The following is a 16,900-nucleotide window of genomic DNA, read 5'->3' as shown; positions in this document are numbered from 1 at the left end:
TGGGCGGGCGGAGGACGTCCGGCGTCTGATGCCCGCTCACGGACAAGGCCGCGCCACCTGGGAAAATCGCCGCATTCCGACGAGGGCAAGGTCACAGCTGATGCCCCTGCTGCTCCTCGGAGCGCTGACCTAGCATCTGAGCATGACGGTCCTGCCTGCTGACGGGCTTTCTCCGACCGCCGATCTCCCCACCCCTTCCCATGACCGGTGGCAGAGCCTTGTAGAGGGTGTACTGCGCAGGTCGGGCAAGGAGGCCACGGGAACGGCCGCCGAGGAGGCGCTGTCCACCGCGCTCGGGGACGGGCTCACCGCCCGTCCCCTGTACACCTCCGCCGACTCCGCTCCTGACTCCGGTCTGCCGGGCTTCGCGCCATTCACCCGGGGAAGCCGGGCCGTGGGCAACGCCCCTGACGGCTGGGACGTGCGACAGCGTCACGCCCTGGCCGATCCCGCGCTGCTGAACGAGGCACTCCTCGGCGATCTGGAGAACGGCGTCACCTCGCTCTGGCTGGCCGTGGGCCGCCCCGGCGGTGTCCCGGTCTCCGGGCTCGCCAGAGCTCTGGAGGGTGTGCTTCTCGACCTGGCGCCCCTGGTCCTGGACACGGGCGCCGATCCCGGGGCCGCGGCACGGGAGTTGCTGCGCCTCTGCGAGGCCCGCGGCATGGCGAAGGAGTCCGTGCGCGGCGGTCTCGGAATCGACCCCCTCGGCGAGGCGGCCCGGGCGGGGACATCACCCGAGCTGGACGAAGCCGTCCACTGGGCGCGGCTGTGCTCGGACGCGTACCCGGGGCTGCGCGCCCTGACGGTGGACGCGCTCCCCTACCACGAGGCGGGCGGCTCGGCGGCGGAGGAACTGGGGCTTTCGCTGGCCACCGGTGTGGCGTACCTCCGGGCTCTCACCGGGGCCGGACTCTCCGTCGAGGAGGCATGCGAGCAGCTGGAGTTCAGGTACGCGGCCACGGCGGACCAGTTCCTGACGATCGCGAAGCTGCGCGCGGCCCGGCGGCTGTGGTCCCGGGTCGCCGACGTCTGCGGCGCTCCGGAAGCAGGGGCGCAGCGCCAGCACGCCGTCACCTCGTCGGTGATGATGACGCGCCGTGATCCGTGGGTGAACATGCTGCGGACCACACTGGCCTGTCTGGGCGCCGGCGTCGGCGGTGCGGAGTCCGTCACCGTGCTGCCGTTCGATCACGCGCTGGGGCTGCCGGACGCGTTCGCCCGGCGGATCGCGCGGAACACCTCGACGATCCTGATCGAGGAGTCGCATCTGGGACGGGTGACGGACCCTGCGGGCGGATCCTGGTACGTCGAGCGGTTGACCGACGAACTCGCGGCTGCCGCCTGGTCGTTCTTCCAGGAGATCGAACGGGAGGGAGGCCAGGCCGAGGCCCTGCGCTCCGGCATGGTCCGGGAACGGCTCGCCGCCACCTGGGCGGTGCGGAGCGAAGCTCTGGCGCGTCGGAAGGAGCCGGTGACAGGGGTCAGCGAGTTCCCCCACCTGGCCGAGCGGTCCCTGGAACGCACCCCCGCCGTGGAGGCCGCGGCGGGCGCCGGGCTGCCCCGCGTCCGGCGTGACGAGGCATTCGAGGCGCTGCGGGTCAGGTCGGACGCCCACCTGGCGTCCACAGGAAGCCGTCCCAAGGTCTTCATCGCCGCGCTGGGCCCGGCAGCGGCTCACACGGCGCGAGCCGCCTTCGCGACGAACCTGTTCCTCTCCGGCGGTGTCGAGCCGGTCCACGAACCGGTCTCCGTCGACGCGTCGACCGTGGGAGCCGCGTTCTCGGCGAGCGGGGCGTCGAGTGCCTGCCTGTGCTCGACGGACGCGCTCTACACGGAACAGGCCGAAGCCGTCGTGGCGGCTCTGCGGGCGGCGGGCGCGGAACGGATCTTCCTCGCCGGAAAGCCGGAGGAAGTCTCCGGGGCCGACGCCCATGTGTTCGCCGGCTGCGACGTCGTCGCCGTCCTCTCCTCCGAACTCGACCGCATGGGAGTGGCGTGATGCAGCCCCACGAGAACACCGGCTCCGCACGGGGCCCGGTACCGGACTTCTCCGGCATCGCCCTGACCGGGGACGCTCCTGCCCCCGTCCCCGAGGAGCGGTGGCGCGCCGCGGTCAAGGAGACGGCCGGACGGTCCGAGGAGGAACTCCTCTGGGAGACCCCGGAAGGAATCACGGTCAAGCCGCTGTACACCGGGCGCGACCTGGAAGGGCTGGACTTCATCGGCGGCTATCCGGGGATCGCGCCGTACGTACGCGGCCCGTACCCGACGATGTACGTCAACCAGCCGTGGACCATCCGCCAGTACGCCGGGTTCTCCACGGCCGAGGAGTCCAACGCCTTCTACCGGCGCAATCTCGCGGCCGGGCAGAAGGGCCTCTCCATCGCCTTCGACCTGCCCACCCACCGCGGCTACGACAGCGACCATCCCCGGGTGACGGGCGACGTCGGCATGGCGGGGGTGGCGATCGACTCGATCTACGACATGCGCCAGCTGTTCGACGGCATCCCGCTGGACCGGATGTCGGTGTCGATGACGATGAACGGCGCGGTGCTGCCGGTACTGGCCCTGTACATCGTGGCGGCGGAGGAACAGGGGGTTCCTCCGGAGAAGCTGGCCGGGACCATCCAGAACGACATCCTCAAGGAGTTCATGGTCCGCAACACCTACATCTACCCGCCCGGCCCCTCCATGCGGATCATCTCCGACATCTTCGCCTTCACCTCGCGGAAGATGCCCCGCTACAACTCCATCTCGATCTCCGGCTACCACATCCAGGAAGCCGGTGCGACGGCCGACCTGGAGCTGGCGTACACCCTGGCCGACGGGGTGGAGTACCTGCGGGCGGGGCAGGCGGCGGGCCTGGACGTCGACGCGTTCGCGCCACGCCTGTCCTTCTTCTGGGCGATCGGCATGAACTTCTTCATGGAGATCGCGAAGCTGCGGGCGGCCCGCCTGCTGTGGGCCAGGCTGGTCGGCAGGTTCGGTCCGGAGAACCCCAAGTCCCTTTCTCTGCGTACCCATTCGCAGACGTCGGGCTGGTCGCTGACCGCTCAGGACGTGTTCAACAACGTGACGCGCACCTGTGTGGAGGCGATGGCCGCCACTCAAGGGCACACCCAGTCGCTCCACACCAACGCGCTCGACGAGGCGCTCGCGCTCCCCACGGACTTCTCGGCACGGATCGCCCGCAACACGCAGCTGCTGCTCCAGCAGGAGTCCGGTACCTGCCGGGTGATCGACCCGTGGGGCGGCAGCGCGTACGTCGAGCGGCTCACGCACGACCTGGCGGAGCGGGCCTGGCAGCACATCGAGGAGGTCGAGGCGGCCGGCGGCATGGCCAAGGCCATCGACGCGGGCATCCCGAAGCTCCGGATCGAGGAGGCGGCGGCCCGTACGCAGGCACGCATCGACGCCGGGCGCCAGCCCGTGATCGGTGTGAACAAGTACCGGGTCGAGAGCGACGAGGCCATCGACGTCCTCAAGGTCGACAACTCCTCGGTCCGCGCCCAGCAGGTCGAGAAGCTGCGACGGCTGCGCGAGGAACGGGACGAGGCCGCCTGCCAGGACGCGCTGCGGGCGCTGACCGCGGCGGCCGGCCGGGACCCGGGCCCGGAGCTCGAGGGCAACCTCCTCGCCCTGGCCGTCGACGCGGCCCGGGCGATGGCGACGGTCGGTGAGATCTCGGACGCCCTGGAGAAGGTCTACGGGAGGCACTCGGGCCAGATCCGTACGATCTCCGGTGTGTACCGCCAAGAGGCAGGGGAGTCACCGTCCGTGGAGCGCACCCGTACGTCGGTCGACGCGTTCGAGCAGGCGGAAGGCAGGCGTCCGCGGATCCTCGTGGCGAAGATGGGGCAGGACGGCCACGACCGCGGCCAGAAGGTGATCGCGACGGCCTTCGCGGACCTGGGCTTCGACGTCGACGTCGGCCCGCTGTTCCAGACCCCGCGTGAGGTGGCCCGGCAGGCGGTCGAGGCGGACGTCCACATCGTGGGTGTGTCCTCGCTCGCCGCCGGCCATCTCACCCTCGTCCCCGCCCTGCGCGAGGAACTGGCCGCCGAGGGCCGGGAGGACATCATGATCGTGGTGGGCGGGGTGATCCCGCCGCAGGACGTGGAGGCCCTGCACGAGGCGGGCGCCGCGGCGGTCTTCCCGCCGGGCACGGTGATCCCGGACGCCGCCCACGGCCTGGTCGCGCGGCTTGCCGCTTCGCTCGGTCACGAGCAGTGAGCCGCCGGCGGTGGCGGTGAAAATCGATCTCGACGCCTACGTCAAGGGTGTGCTCGACGGCCGGCGGTCGTTCGTGGCCCGGGCCGTCACTCTCGTGGAGTCGGTGCGGCCCGATCACCGGGTGCTGGCGCAGCGGCTGCTGGGCGAACTGCTGCCGCACGCGGGGCGGTCCAGGCGGATCGGGGTCAGCGGGGTGCCGGGCGTGGGCAAGTCCACGTTCATCGACGCGCTCGGCACCCTGCTGACGGGCCTCGGTCACCGGGTCGCGGTTCTGGCCGTGGACCCGTCGTCGAGCCGTACGGGCGGTTCCATCCTGGGTGACAAGACCCGGATGGAGCGGCTCGCGGTGGACGAGCGGGCTTTTGTGCGCCCCTCCCCCACCTCGGGGACGCTCGGCGGGGTGGCGAGGGCGACCCGGGAGTCCGTCGTGGTGATGGAGGCCGCCGGATACGACGTGGTGCTGGTGGAGACGGTGGGGGTCGGCCAGTCGGAGACCGCGGTCGCCGGGATGGTCGACACCTTCCTCCTGCTGACCCTGGCCCGCACCGGTGACCAGCTCCAGGGCATCAAGAAGGGGGTCCTGGAGCTGGCCGACGCCATCGCGGTCAACAAGGCCGACGGTCCGCACGAACGCGACGCCCGCTCCGCGGCGCGTGAACTGGCGGGAGCACTGCGTCTGATGCACCCGGTCGACGCGGCCTGGACACCTCCGGTGATGACCTGCAGCGCCCGGGAGGCGACCGGGCTGGACACGTTGTGGGAGCGGCTGGAGCAGCACCGCACGCTCCTGGAGTCCACGGGCCGGCTGGCCGAGAAGCGCCGTGAACAGCAGGTGGCCTGGACCTGGGCGATGGTCCGTGACGAACTGCTGGACGGTCTGCGCAGTCACCCTGGCGTACGCGACCTCACCCCGGTCGTCGAACAGCGTGTCAGGGAAGGAGAGTTGACCGCGACGCTCGCCGCCGAGCAGATCCTGCGGGCCTTTCGCGGGGAGAGCTGAGGGTCCATGCCCTCGCTCTCCCCGCGCGGGGCCCGCGGGCCCTCGGTACGGCTCAGCCCGCGGAGCCCAGTGCCTCGGAGACCAGGGTCCTGGCCTCGTCCTGGACCCTGGTGAGGTGCTCGGGTCCCTGGAAGCTCTCGGCGTACACCTTGTAGACGTCCTCCGTGCCCGAGGGCCGGGCTGCGAACCAGGCGTTCTCCGTGCAGACCTTGAGCCCGCCGATGGCGGCGCCATTGCCCGGCGCCTCGGTGAGCACGGCGGTGATCGGCTCCCCGGCGAGCGTTCCGGCGGTGACCTGCTCGGGGGAGAGCCTGGCCAGGACCGCCTTCTGCTCCCGGGTCGCCGGGGCGTCGATCCTGGCGTAGGCAGGATCGCCGAAGCGGCCCGCGAGTTCGCCGTAGTGCTGGGAGGGCGTCGAGCCCGTGACGGCGGTGATCTCCGAGGCCAGCAGGGCGAGCAGGATGCCGTCCTTGTCGGTGGTCCACACCCTGCCGTCACGGCGCAGGAACGACGCTCCGGCCGACTCCTCGCCGCCGAAGCCGAGGGTGCCCCCGAAGAGGCCGTCGACGAACCACTTGAATCCGACGGGGACCTCCACCAGTGGGCGCCCGAGGTCGGCGGCGACCCGGTCGATCATGGATGAGGAGACCAGGGTCTTGCCGATGCCCGTGCCGGCCGGCCAGTCCCGCCGGTGCGTGTAGAGGTATCGGATCGCCACGGCCAGGTAGTGGTTCGGGTTCATCAGGCCGCCGTCGGGGGTGACGATGCCGTGCCGGTCGGCGTCGGCGTCGTTCCCGGTGGCGATGGCGTACTCGTCACGGCGCTCGATCAGGGAGGCCATGGCGTGCGGGGAGGAGCAGTCCATCCGGATCTTGCCGTCCCAGTCCAGCGTCATGAAGCGCCAGGTCGGGTCGGCGAGCGGATTGACCACCGTCAGGTCCAGGCGGTGCCGCTCCGCGATACGGCCCCAGTAGGCGACCGAGGCCCCGCCGAGCGGGTCCGCGCCGATCCGGATTCCGGCGTCGCGTACCGCGTCCAGGTCGAGGACGGCCGGGAGGTCGTCGACGTACGCGGTGAGGAAGTCGTACCGGCCGGTGGTGGCGGCGGCCAGGGCACGGGCGTAGGTGATCCTGCGGACCTCCTTGAGCCCGCCCTCGATCAGGGCGTTGGCACGGTCCTGGATCCAGGAGGTGGCCTCCGATCCGGCCGGCCCGCCGTGCGGCGGGTTGTACTTGAAGCCACCGTCGGCGGGCGGGTTGTGCGACGGGGTGACGACGATGCCGTCGGCGAGGCCCGACGCGCGGTCCCTGTTGTAGGCCAGGATCGCGTGCGAGACGGCGGGGGTGGGTGTGTAGCCGTCGTCGGAGTCGATCAGGACACCGGCACCGTTGGCCGCCAGGACCTCCAGGGCCGTGATCCGGGCGGGTTCGGACAGCGCGTGGGTGTCGGCACCGAGGAACAGGGGCCCGTCTGTGCCCTGACCGGCGCGGTAGTCGCAGATGGCCTGGGTGGTGGCCGCGATGTGGTCGTCGTTGAACGCCGCCGCGAGCGCGGATCCGCGGTGCCCCGAGGTGCCGAACGCCACCCGCTGGCCGGGTTCCGCCGGGTCGGGCCGTAGCGTGTAGTAGGCGGTCACCAGGCGTGCCACGTCGACCAGGTCTCCGGGCTGCGCCGGCTGACCGGCCCGTTCGTGAACCATCGATTCTCCTCTAGTGCTCGTCGGCCGTTCGCTGACCGTGACCGGGGCGATCGTCACGCGTCGCACCCGATACTGCCCCGTCCGCGGTGCTCACCGGTACACGGCACCTGGGGGCTGTCCCGTCGAGCCCCGCCGTCTCACACGTCACGCCGGCTCGCCCGGCAGGCCGCGAAATGCCACGCCCGAATGGCGGACAGCGCGGCGCGAGAAATTGCGAGCCACAACTCCGCCGCTATTTCGGCGCATTACCGCACGGGGCGTCCGGGGCCCGGAGGTGTGGCCGGAGGTCTTCGGCCGGACCATCATGCGCCCGCGTTCAGGGCGGGTCCGGCCAGGGGCATCTGACACGCCGTCGCATTCGGCAAGCGGGCGGCAGGAGTCCTGGCCAGCGGTAATCGGAGAGACACGAAGGCGAGTCCTGCGTGTTTTCCCAGGCACCTTCTGCCACAGTGCATTTCGGTTTTACCTACTTGATCCCCGCCAGCAATTTCCTACCGCCGGTGCTTTTCCGAAACCGGCTCCACGGGGTCCTGTGAAAGAGAGCCGTGCGTGCTGCAGAAGAGTTGCACCGATGAGAACCGACTGACGGTCCTTCACCTCGTCCAGCCGGTCGAAGGGGGTGTCGCGCGAGTGGTGACCGACCTCGTGGCGGCACAGGTCCGGGCAGGACTGCGGCCCGTCGTGGCCTGCCCACCGGACGGGCCGCTGGCGGCCGGTGCGGCCACCGCGGGCGCCCGGGTGTACCCGTGGCCGGCCGAGCGCTCCCCCGGGCCACGCCTCGCCCGGGAGGTCCTGACGGCCCGCCGTCTGGTGCGCGCGTGCGCTCCGGACGTGGTCCATGCGCACAGCGCGAAGGCCGGACTCGCCGGACGGCTCGCCGTGCGGGGCAGGGTTCCCACGGTGTTCCAGCCTCATGCCTGGTCGTTCGAGGCGCTGGAGGGCAGGGCCGCCGAACTCGCCACCGCCTGGGAGCGCTACGGGGCGAGATGGAGCGACCGCATCCTCTGCGTCAGCGAGTCCGAGCGCCGAAGGGGTCAGCACGCCGGTATCAGGGCGCCCTGGTCGGTGATCCGCAACGGCATCGACCTCGCGCGCTTCCGGCCCGCCCACGATGACGTCGCGGCGGCCCGGGCCGCCCTCCCACCGAGGGCCGGGATCCCGGCCGACGCACCGCTTGTGGTGTGTGTGGGACGCCTGAGCCGGCAGAAGGGCCAGGACGTACTGCTACGTGCCTGGCGCACCGCGGCGGTGGGCGACGCCCGGCTGGTCCTGGTCGGGGACGGCCCGTGCGCGCAGGAACTGCGCCGCGCCGCGCCACCGGGCGTGGTCTTCGCGGGGTCCTGCGCCGATGTAAGGCCCTGGGTCCGCGCGGCGGACCTCCTGGTCCTCCCTTCGCGATGGGAGGGCATGGCGCTCGCCCCGCTCGAGGCCATGGCCTGCGGCACACCGGTCCTGCTCACCGACGTCGACGGGGCGAGGGAGAGCCTCCCCCCGGAGCACCTGCCCCACTGCCTCGTACCGCCCGAGGATCCGGCCGCCCTCGCGGCGGCGCTGACGGCGCTGCTCGGCGACGCGGCGCTGCGGGCGGAACTCGGCCGCACCGCCCAGGCACGTACCCGGTCGGTCTTCGACGTGGTCAGGACCGCCGGCGCGGTCCTGACCATCTATCAGGAACTTGTCGGCATGTCCCGCCCCACGACGAGGAAGCGCACCGAGCGATGACGACGGAGAGTGCCCCTGTCCCCCGAGCCACCCAGGCGACCGCCGTGCGGCGTGCCGCCTCCGCGATCCGCCCGCCGCGCAGCGGCGATGACGGCACCCCGGTCCCACGGGATGCCGGCGAGGCGTCGCGCCGCCTGGCCCCCGCGGCTCTCCTCGCGTCCGACGTGCTGGCCCTGGGCCTGGCCGCGGCGCTCGCCGCCCCCGGCGGCTGGCCGGCGGCCGTCCTCCTCGCACAGGCCGCCGCCCAGGTGCTCCTGCACGCGCACCGGGGTCTCTACCGGACGGGGCTGTCCCCCTCCGTCCTGGCGGAACTGCCCGCGCTGGCCGGACTGGCCGTGGCCCAGTGGTACATCGTCGCGGAGGTGGTGTCGGCCTGCACCCCGCACCACTCCGCGGGCTGGGCAGCGCTCGCGTGCGCGGCAGGGATCCAGATCGCGGTGAGCTGCGGGGCGCGGGCAGCCGTCCACCGCAGCGTGCTGTGGTCGGCGGCGCGTCATCCGCGCTCCACCCTGGTGATCGGCGACGGCCCTCTCGCCGACGCCGTCACCGCGGTGCTCCAGGAGCACGGACGGTACGGCATGCGGCCCGTCGGCAGGGTCGCCGGTACCGGCAAGGACACCGAGGCGACGGCCGGCGCGGGTTCGGGCGAGGCTCCGCCGCTGCCGGTCCTCGCCTCGGTCCAGGACGCCGGCCGGGCGGTGGTGCAGAACTCCGTACGGCACGCCGTCTTCACCGTGCCTCCCGAGTCCGCTCCGGACGGGGAGGAGCTGTTCGCCCTCTTCACCCGCCACGGGTGCGAGGTCTGGCTGATCAGCGACCACGGGTCGGTGGTCCGCTCCCGGACCACCCCGCGCCCTGACCACATCTGGGGGTTCGCGGTCCACTCCCTCCATTCGGGACGGGCCGGGAGGCCGGCTCGCCTGGTGAAGCGGGCGATGGACGCCGTCCTGGCCTCGGCCGCGCTGCTGACGGCGCTTCCGGTGATGGCGGCTTGCGCGCTCGCCGTACGTGTGTGCGACGGCCCCGGCGTCATCTTCCGCCAGGAACGGATCGGGGAGTCCGGACGGCCCTTCGTCCTGCTGAAGTTCCGCACGCTGCGCCCGGCCGACGAGAACGAGTCCGCCACCCGGTGGAACGTGTCGTCGGACGGACGTATGAGCCGGGCGGGCAGGCTGTTGCGCAGGACGTCGCTGGACGAGCTGCCGCAGTTGTGGAACGTCGTGCGCGGCGACATGAGCCTGGTCGGCCCCCGCCCCGAACGCCCCTACTTCGTTCAGCAGTTCAGCCGGAAGCACCCCGGCTACCGGGCGCGGCACCGGATGCCCGTCGGCATCACGGGCCTGGCGCAGGTCAACGGGCTGCGGGGGGACACGTCCATCGAGGACCGGGCCCGCTTCGACAACCGGTACATCGAGACGTGGTCGCTGTGGCAGGACATGTGCGTGCTGGCGCGCACGGCCGGCTCGGTGTTCCGGCTCGGAGGCAGCTGACCCGTGGCCCTCACCGCAACCGTGTTCCACGCTCCGCCGTCCGCCCGGGAGACGACGCCTCCTCGCGACCGCGGGCACCGGTGGACCCTGGTGCCTCTGATCGCGGCCGTCCTTCTGGTGGCGCTCCCGCCCGACGTCCTCGGGGGAGGTCCTGCCGGGGTGCCGGTGGCCGATCTCCTCTCGGGTGCGGCCGTGCTCGTCTGCGCCGGCCGGATGCTGTTCCTCGGGCGGCGTCCGCTCTCCCCCGCCGCCGCGGCCGTGCTGGGGCTGCCCGTCGTGGGCCTGGCGGTGGCCACGGTCACCGCGGCGGACCCCGTGACGGCGCTCCCGGGATTCGTCCGGTACCTGCAGGTCTTCGTCCTCGTGCCCGCCGCGGTGGTCCTCCTGGTCAGGGACGCCAGGGACTTCCGCACGATCGCGGGCGCGGTCGTCGTGCTGGCGGTGATCGAGGGCGCGATCGGAGTGCACCAGTACATGACGGGCTCGGGCGCCTCCTACATGGGTGAGGAGATCCGGGCCGTCGGCACATTCGGGCCCGGGGACGTCATGGGGATGGCCACGGTCGTCGGCTACGGCCTGGTGGCGGTCACCGCGTTCGCGCTGCGCGGTTCCCGGGGAGCGGGCGGCCGGGCAAGGCTGTGGGCCGGTCTCACGGCGGCGCTGCTCGCCGTTCCGCTCACGCTGTCCTTCAGCCGCGGGGCGTGGATCGCTACAGCGGCGGGCGTCTTCGGGGTGATCGCGCTGACCGGCCTGCGGCAGGCCGTCCGCGCTCTGGCGGTGCTGGGCGCCGCCGCTGTCGTGCTGGTCGGCGGTTTCGGCGTCGGTTCCGACATGATCGGCCAGCGCCTCACCAGCATCACGGAGGTGACCAGCGCGCCCGACAGGTCCGTCAACGACCGCTACACCATGTGGGCAGCCGCCGCCGGAATGTGGCGTGAGCGGCCGGCGACCGGAGTCGGGCTCAAGGGCTTCCCGGCACACCGGGACGGCCATGCCTCGATCGGGCTCTCCTCCGGCAGCGACACGGAAGGGGCCGGTCAGGAGTTCCGTAAGCAGCCTCTGCTCTCCCCTCACAACATGTATCTGCTGGTGCTCAGCGAGCAGGGGCTCGTCGGCTGCGTCCTGCTGGCCGGATCGTGGCTCGCTCTCCTGGTGGGCGGCGTCCGAAGGCTGGCGAAGGCACGGGCCAGGGGCTCCGCGGCGCTCGACTGCGGCCTCGCCGCGGTCGGCCTGATGACATGGCAGACCGTCGACTTCCTCTACGCCGACATCGGCGGCCCTTCCACCCTCCTGACCGGGGTCGTGCTCGGTCTCGCCGCGTGGTGGGCGCTGGCCGGACGCGAGGAGGCGACCGCCGGGTGAGCGGGACGACGACGGGACCGGCCGCGGAGCAGGCGGCCCCCGATGCGCCGGTGTCCGGGGTATCGGCCCGATCCGGCGGGTTCCTGGTCCGGGCGGCGGGCGGAGCCGCGGGGCTCACCGTGGTCGCCGCCCTGCTGGGGCTCGTACGCGACCAGGCCGTCGCGCGGCTCTTCGGCGCCAGTCACGCGAGCGACGCCTTCCTGATCGCGTGGACCGTGCCGGAGATGGCGGCCACCCTGCTGATCGAGGACGGCATGGCGCTGTTGCTGGTGCCCGCGTTCAGCCTGGCGCTCACCCGGCGCGCCGCAGGCGGCCACACCCCGGACCCTGTGCGGGCGCTGGTGGCCGACACCCTCCCCAGGCTGTTCGCCACGCTGGCCTGCGCGGGCGGTCTGCTGGTGTGGGGCGCCCCCTGGGTCGTCGGACTCCTGGCGCCGGGGCTGGACGATCCCCGGCTCGCCGTGGACTGCACCCGTCTGACGGCCGTCACGGTTCTCACCTTCGGTGTCACGGGGTACTTCAGTGCCGCGCTGAGGGCGCACGGCCGTTTCCTCGCGCCGGCCGGTGTCTACATCGCGTACAACATCGGCATCATCGCCACCACCCTGGCCCTGCACTCCCTCTGGGGGGTGCGTGCCGCGGCCGCGGGCGTGGCTCTCGGCAGTCTCCTGATGATCCTGACCCTGCTGCCGACGTTCCTTCGGCTGATGCCCCCCAAGGGCGCCGGACGCACCGTGAAGGACCGTGGTCCGGCACTCCTCGGCGCCACGGTCCTGGCTCCTGTCGTGCTGTTCGTCGTGAGCCGCCAGGCGCAGGTGCTCGTCGAACGGATCCTGGCCTCCTCGCTGCCGGACGGGGCCATCTCGCACCTCAACTACGCGCAGAAGGTGGCCCAGCTGCCGATGGTGCTGTCGATGATGATCTGCACGGTGACCTTCCCGGTCGTCGCCCGGGCCATGGCCTCCGGTGACGCGGAGGGGGCGCGCCGCCGGGTGGAGCGCGACCTGGCGCTCGCCGGGACGGTGGTGCTGCTCGGCACCGCCGCGGTCCTCGGATGCGCCGAGCAGATCGTCGAAGTCCTCTTCCAGCGCGGCGCGTTCGATGCCGCCGACACCGCGGCGACCGCGGCGGTCATGCGGGTCTACGCGCTCGGGCTGCTCGGTCACACCCTCGTCGGCGCCCTGTGCAGGCCGTACTTCTCGGCCGGACGGCCCACCTGGTACCCGCTCTGCTCGATGGCGGCAGGGCTCCTCGTCACCGCCCTGGCCGGCCTCTTCCTGGCGGGCCCGTTCGGCGTCGAGGGCATCGCCGCTGCCAACGCACTCGGAATCTCGGCCGCCGCGCTGCTGATGCTGCTGGGCCTGGGCGCCCGGGTGGTGGCCGTGCGGGCGGGGGCCGTCGCCCTCTCGCTGGCCCGTCCGGCGGCAGCGGCCGCGGTCGCCGCCACCGCCGGACGGCTGGCGGCGGACCTGGCGCCCGGTCCGGTGACAGGTCTGGCGGCGGGCTGCGCCCTCGTCCCCGCGGCGTTCCTGCTCACCGCTCTCGCGCTCAGGGCACCCGAAGCCCTTCATCTGATGGCACTCATCCGACAGAGGTTCCCCCATGGCCGCTGACACTTCCGCGCTCCCCGCCCCCGCGCCGCCCCGCCGGCGTCCGCCGTGGATCCTGACCTACCACTCGGTCGGCGATCCCACCGACGATCCGTACGGCATCACCGTCTCCGCCGACCGCCTCGACGAGCAACTGACCCGGCTGCGGCGGCGCGGACTCACCGGCGTGGGCGTCTCGGAACTGCTGCGCGCCCGGGCCGCGGGACGTCGCGGCCTGGTCGGGCTGACCTTCGACGACGGATACGCCGACTTCCTCGACGAGGCGCTGCCCGTACTGCTGTCGCACGGCTGTACGGCGACGGTCTTCGTGCTTCCCGGCCGGCCCGGCGGCTCCAACGAGTGGGACCCGCTCGGCCCGCGCAAGCCGCTCCTCACCGAGGAGGGCGTGCTCACCCTGGCCGCGTCGGGGATCGAGATCGGCTCGCACGGCATGGTCCACCGGGATCTGACGGCGCTGTCCGACGACGATCTGCGCCGGGAGACGCACGGCAGCCGGGAAGCCCTGGGAAGGCTGCTCGGGGAGCCCCCGGCCGGGTTCTGCTACCCGTACGGGACGGTGGACCGCCGCGTGGTCGAGTCGGTCCGGGAGGCCGGGTACGCCTACGGCTGCGCACTCGTCCCCGGCCCCCTGTCGGGTCCGTTCGCCCTTCCGCGTACGCACATCAGCCACGCCGACCGGGGAGCGCGCCTGCGCGCCAAGGAGGTGCGGCACCGGCTGCGGCACCGGTCCGGCGGGCCGGGTGACGCCGGATGAGGGCACTGCACGTCATCACGGGCCTCGGCATCGGCGGCGCCGAGCAGCAGCTGCGTCTGCTGCTGCGTCATCTGCCGGTGCGGTGCGACGTCGTGACGCTGACCAATCCGGGTCCGGTGGCACAGGGGCTCCGGGAGGACGGTGTGGGCGTCCGCGACCTCGGGATGCGGAGCAACCGGGATCTGGGCGCGGTCCCGAGGCTCGCCCGGATCATCCGCCGCGGCGGTTACGACCTCGTGCACACCCACCTCTACCGCGCCTGCGTCTACGGCCGGATCGCGGCGCGTCTGGCCGGGACCACCGTGGTGTCGACGGAGCACTCCCTGGGACACGCGGAGATCGAGGGGCGGCCCCTCACCCGTGGCACCCGGGAGCTGTACCTGCGCACCGAGCGGCTGGGCGCGGCGACGGTCGCCGTGTCCGACACCGTGGCCGGCCGGCTGCGCGCCTGGGGTGTGCCGGCGGCCCGGATCCACACGGTTCCCAACGGCATCGACGTGGCGGCCTTCAGCTTCGACCGCGCGCGAAGGCGCTCCACCCGCGCCCTGCTGGGCCTGCCCGAGGCGGCCTTCGTGGTGGGAGGCGTCGGCAGACTGGTGCCGGGCAAACGCTTCGACCTCCTGATCCGCGCGGTCACCGCTCTCCCGGGCGCCTGGCTCGTGCTGGCCGGAGCCGGACCTGAGGAGGCGTCACTGCGCGCCCTCGCGGCGCGCCTCGGTGCGGCCGGCCGGGTGAGGTTCCTCGGCGAATGCGGAGCCGCGGACGCGGCCTTCGGGATCCCCGAGGTGCTGAGCGCCGTCGACGTGTTCGTGTCGGCGTCCCGCGAGGAGTCCTTCGGACTCGCCTGTGTCGAGGCGCTGGCCGCCGGGCTGCCCGTGGTGTACGCCGCCTGCCCGGCCGTCGAGGACCTCCCGGGCGGCCGGGTGCCGGGCACCACACGGATCGGCGCCGGGCCCGGGGATCCGACGGACGAGCTCTCCGCCGCGCTGCGACACCACATGGAGAGCCGCGCCCCCAGGCTGCCGCCCCCCGTGGCCGTCGACCACTACGACATCAGGCTCAGCAGCCGGCGCCTCATGAGCGTCTACGCACAGGCCACCGAGCACGCCCCCCTTCCCCCGACCGAGAGAGCGAACCCATGACCGAGTCGCCCGAGCAGCAGCCGGCCGTCCCCGGACGGCCGCGCAGGCTGCGCCCCGCTTTCGTACCGCCCCGCTGGTGGCCCCTGCCCGCCTGTGCCCTGCTCGGGGCCGCCTGCGGGTTCTCGTACGGGATGCTCGCCACGCCCCAGTACGCCTCGACCGGCTACGTCATGGTGACGGCCGGCAAGGACACCGATCCCGCCGCGACTCTGGGGTACGCCCAGTCGTACGGCCGTCTGGCCACCAGCGACACCACCCTCGCGTACGCCAAGGGAGCCGCCGGGGAACCGGTACGCGAACTGCGCACCCACGTGCGGTCCGAGACCTCACCCGACTCCCCCATGATCGCGGTCACGGGTACCTCCGCGGACCGGGACCGCGCCTCGGACATCGCCAACGCGGTGACCGAGGCCCTGGTCGTGGCCGGTGGGCACGTCTCCAAGGACACCGGGGTGAAGCTCATCAAGTTCTCGCACGCGGTCCCCCCGACCGATCCCGCCTCTCCCTCCACACCGCTCGGCACGGCCGTGGGAGCGAGCGCCGGCGGGCTGGCCGGCGCCCTCGTCCTGCTCGTACGTCCGCGCCCCGCCCGCCGGGATGTCACCGCCCAGGTACCCGGTCCGTCACACGGCGGCTCGGCCGACGAACGGGAGCTCGTGCGATGAACACCGACCGACGCGGACGGATCACCGTCACCCTCTGCCGGGACCTGCCGGACTTCGCCGATCTCGCCGTCGAGTGGGACGCGCTGCACCGGCGCTGCCGAACCGCGACACCGTTCCAGAGTCATGCCTGGCTCCACTCGTGGTGGCTCTCCTACGGAACCCCGGGCCGGCTCCGGGTCGTCCTGGCACGCCGGGACGGACGCCTCGTCGGGGCGGCCGCCCTGATGCTGGTGCACCGTCCGATGCCTCTGCTGGTGCCGATGGGCGGCCCGATCTCCGACTTCTTCGACATCCTGGTCGACGACGAGGACGCCCCGGCGGCGATCACCGCGCTGGAGCGGGGCCTGCACCGGGCTGCCGCCCACACGGTCGTGGACCTGCGTGAGGTCCGTCCGGACGCCTCGGCGAACCTCCTCTTCCAGGAGTGGTCCGGTGCCAGGAGCAGCCTGACGGACTCGACGTGCATGGAGCTGCCCGGCGAGCCCATCGACGCGCTGATCGGCCGGATGAGCGGTTCCCGGGCCCAGCGGGCCAGGGCGAAACTGCGCAGGATCGACACGCTGGGGATCGAGTGCCGCCCGGCGTCCGTCCACCGCGTGTCGGGGGCGATCGGCAACCTGCTGAGGCTGCACGAACTCCAGTGGCTCGGCCGTGGCGTGAACCCGGAGCACCTGCGGTCCCGGTTCTGCGCCCATCTGGTGCGTTCCACCCGCCGGATGGTGCGTGACGACGAGGCCACGGTCAGGGAGTTCGTGCTCGACGGGGAGGTGGTGGCCGCCGATCTGTCGTACCGGTCGGCGCGGCTCACCGGCTGCTACCTCTACGGCGCCGACCCCCGGCTGAGGGAGCGGAAGGTGGACGTCTCCTCGATGCTGCTCCGTGAGATCGCCAAGGAAGCGGGAGAACTGGACCTCGGTGTACTCAGCCTGCTGCGCGGTTCGGAGCAGTACAAGACGAACTGGGGGCCCGTGCCGGTCGTCAACCGGCGTCTGCTGCTGGCCCGCTCCTCGCTCGAGCCGCTGCTGCGGCTTCGCGAGAGCCAGGTGAACGTGCGGGACATGGCGGCCCGGACGGTGAAGTCCCGTTTCCCCGCCGCACGGGACTGGCGTGGCCGGCTGAACGAGCTTCCGTCCGCCGGACTCGCGTTCATCGGCCGCAGTTGATCCGAGATGATGACTTTTGCGGTGATCCGTTACCGTCTGTCGATTTTCGCGTTGGAAGGG

12 protein-coding genes are annotated in these 16,900 nt (G+C 72.5%); 11 read left to right on the top strand and 1 reads right to left on the bottom strand.

From position 1 onward, the window contains the following. The first annotated feature begins 142 nt into the window (after positions 1 to 142). From ACGFNN_RS07355 to meaB, 3 genes are read left to right on the top strand one after another with little or no spacing between them, the layout of a single operon-like run. Positions 143 to 1,999, top strand: coding sequence for a methylmalonyl-CoA mutase family protein (locus ACGFNN_RS07355; protein ID WP_393553759.1), 1,857 nt, complete (start codon positions 143 to 145; stop codon positions 1,997 to 1,999). Further along, a complete protein-coding gene (gene scpA / locus ACGFNN_RS07350) occupies positions 1,999 to 4,233 on the top strand; it encodes a methylmalonyl-CoA mutase (protein ID WP_393553758.1) in 2,235 nt (744 codons plus the stop codon). The genes ACGFNN_RS07355 and scpA overlap by 1 nt, the downstream gene beginning before the upstream one ends. Positions 4,234 to 4,243: 10 nt before the next feature. Beyond that, entirely contained in the window at positions 4,244 to 5,233 is a 990-nt protein-coding gene (gene meaB, locus ACGFNN_RS07345) for a methylmalonyl Co-A mutase-associated GTPase MeaB (RefSeq protein ID WP_393553757.1), read from the top strand. Between the two features lie 52 nt (positions 5,234 to 5,285). Here meaB and pgm read toward each other — a convergent pair whose 3' ends face one another. Continuing rightward, positions 5,286 to 6,932, bottom strand: a complete 1,647-nt coding sequence (gene pgm / locus ACGFNN_RS07340) for a phosphoglucomutase (alpha-D-glucose-1,6-bisphosphate-dependent) (RefSeq protein WP_393553756.1) — start codon at positions 6,930 to 6,932, stop codon at positions 5,286 to 5,288. Positions 6,933 to 7,481: 549 nt separating this feature from the next. On the opposite strand from pgm, the gene ACGFNN_RS07335 reads away from it, so the two are divergent. The 8 genes from ACGFNN_RS07335 to ACGFNN_RS07300 are packed head-to-tail and all read left to right on the top strand — an operon-like array spanning position 7,482 to position 16,840. After that, positions 7,482 to 8,654, top strand: coding sequence for a glycosyltransferase family 4 protein (locus ACGFNN_RS07335; protein ID WP_393553755.1), 1,173 nt, complete (start codon positions 7,482 to 7,484; stop codon positions 8,652 to 8,654). Further along, complete coding sequence (locus ACGFNN_RS07330) at positions 8,651 to 10,144, top strand: sugar transferase (RefSeq protein ID WP_393553754.1); 1,494 nt, start codon at positions 8,651 to 8,653, stop codon at positions 10,142 to 10,144. The genes ACGFNN_RS07335 and ACGFNN_RS07330 overlap by 4 nt, the downstream gene beginning before the upstream one ends. Before the next feature lie 3 nt (positions 10,145 to 10,147). Beyond that, entirely contained in the window at positions 10,148 to 11,506 is a 1,359-nt protein-coding gene (locus tag ACGFNN_RS07325) for an O-antigen ligase family protein (RefSeq protein ID WP_393553752.1), read from the top strand. Next, a complete protein-coding gene (locus tag ACGFNN_RS07320; protein ID WP_393553751.1) occupies positions 11,503 to 13,119 on the top strand; it encodes a lipid II flippase MurJ in 1,617 nt (538 codons plus the stop codon). Before ACGFNN_RS07325 ends, ACGFNN_RS07320 begins: the two co-directional genes overlap by 4 nt. Beyond that, positions 13,109 to 13,870, top strand: a complete 762-nt coding sequence (locus ACGFNN_RS07315; RefSeq protein ID WP_393553749.1) for a polysaccharide deacetylase family protein — start codon at positions 13,109 to 13,111, stop codon at positions 13,868 to 13,870. Before ACGFNN_RS07320 ends, ACGFNN_RS07315 begins: the two co-directional genes overlap by 11 nt. Next, complete coding sequence (locus tag ACGFNN_RS07310; protein WP_393553747.1) at positions 13,867 to 15,012, top strand: glycosyltransferase; 1,146 nt, start codon at positions 13,867 to 13,869, stop codon at positions 15,010 to 15,012. The genes ACGFNN_RS07315 and ACGFNN_RS07310 overlap by 4 nt, the downstream gene beginning before the upstream one ends. Next, a complete protein-coding gene (locus tag ACGFNN_RS07305; protein WP_393553745.1) occupies positions 15,009 to 15,677 on the top strand; it encodes a YveK family protein in 669 nt (222 codons plus the stop codon). Before ACGFNN_RS07310 ends, ACGFNN_RS07305 begins: the two co-directional genes overlap by 4 nt. Then, the gene (locus tag ACGFNN_RS07300) at positions 15,674 to 16,840 is read left to right on the top strand and encodes a GNAT family N-acetyltransferase (RefSeq protein WP_393553743.1); all 1,167 of its coding nucleotides are present in this window, start codon (positions 15,674 to 15,676) and stop codon (positions 16,838 to 16,840) included. The genes ACGFNN_RS07305 and ACGFNN_RS07300 overlap by 4 nt, the downstream gene beginning before the upstream one ends. Positions 16,841 to 16,900: the final 60 nt, after the last annotated feature.

It is taken from the genome of Streptomyces sp. NPDC048590, assembly GCF_043199535.1.
GTDB lineage: Bacteria > Actinomycetota > Actinomycetes > Streptomycetales > Streptomycetaceae > Streptomyces.
This window is presented reverse-complemented; position numbering and strand designations above follow the sequence as displayed.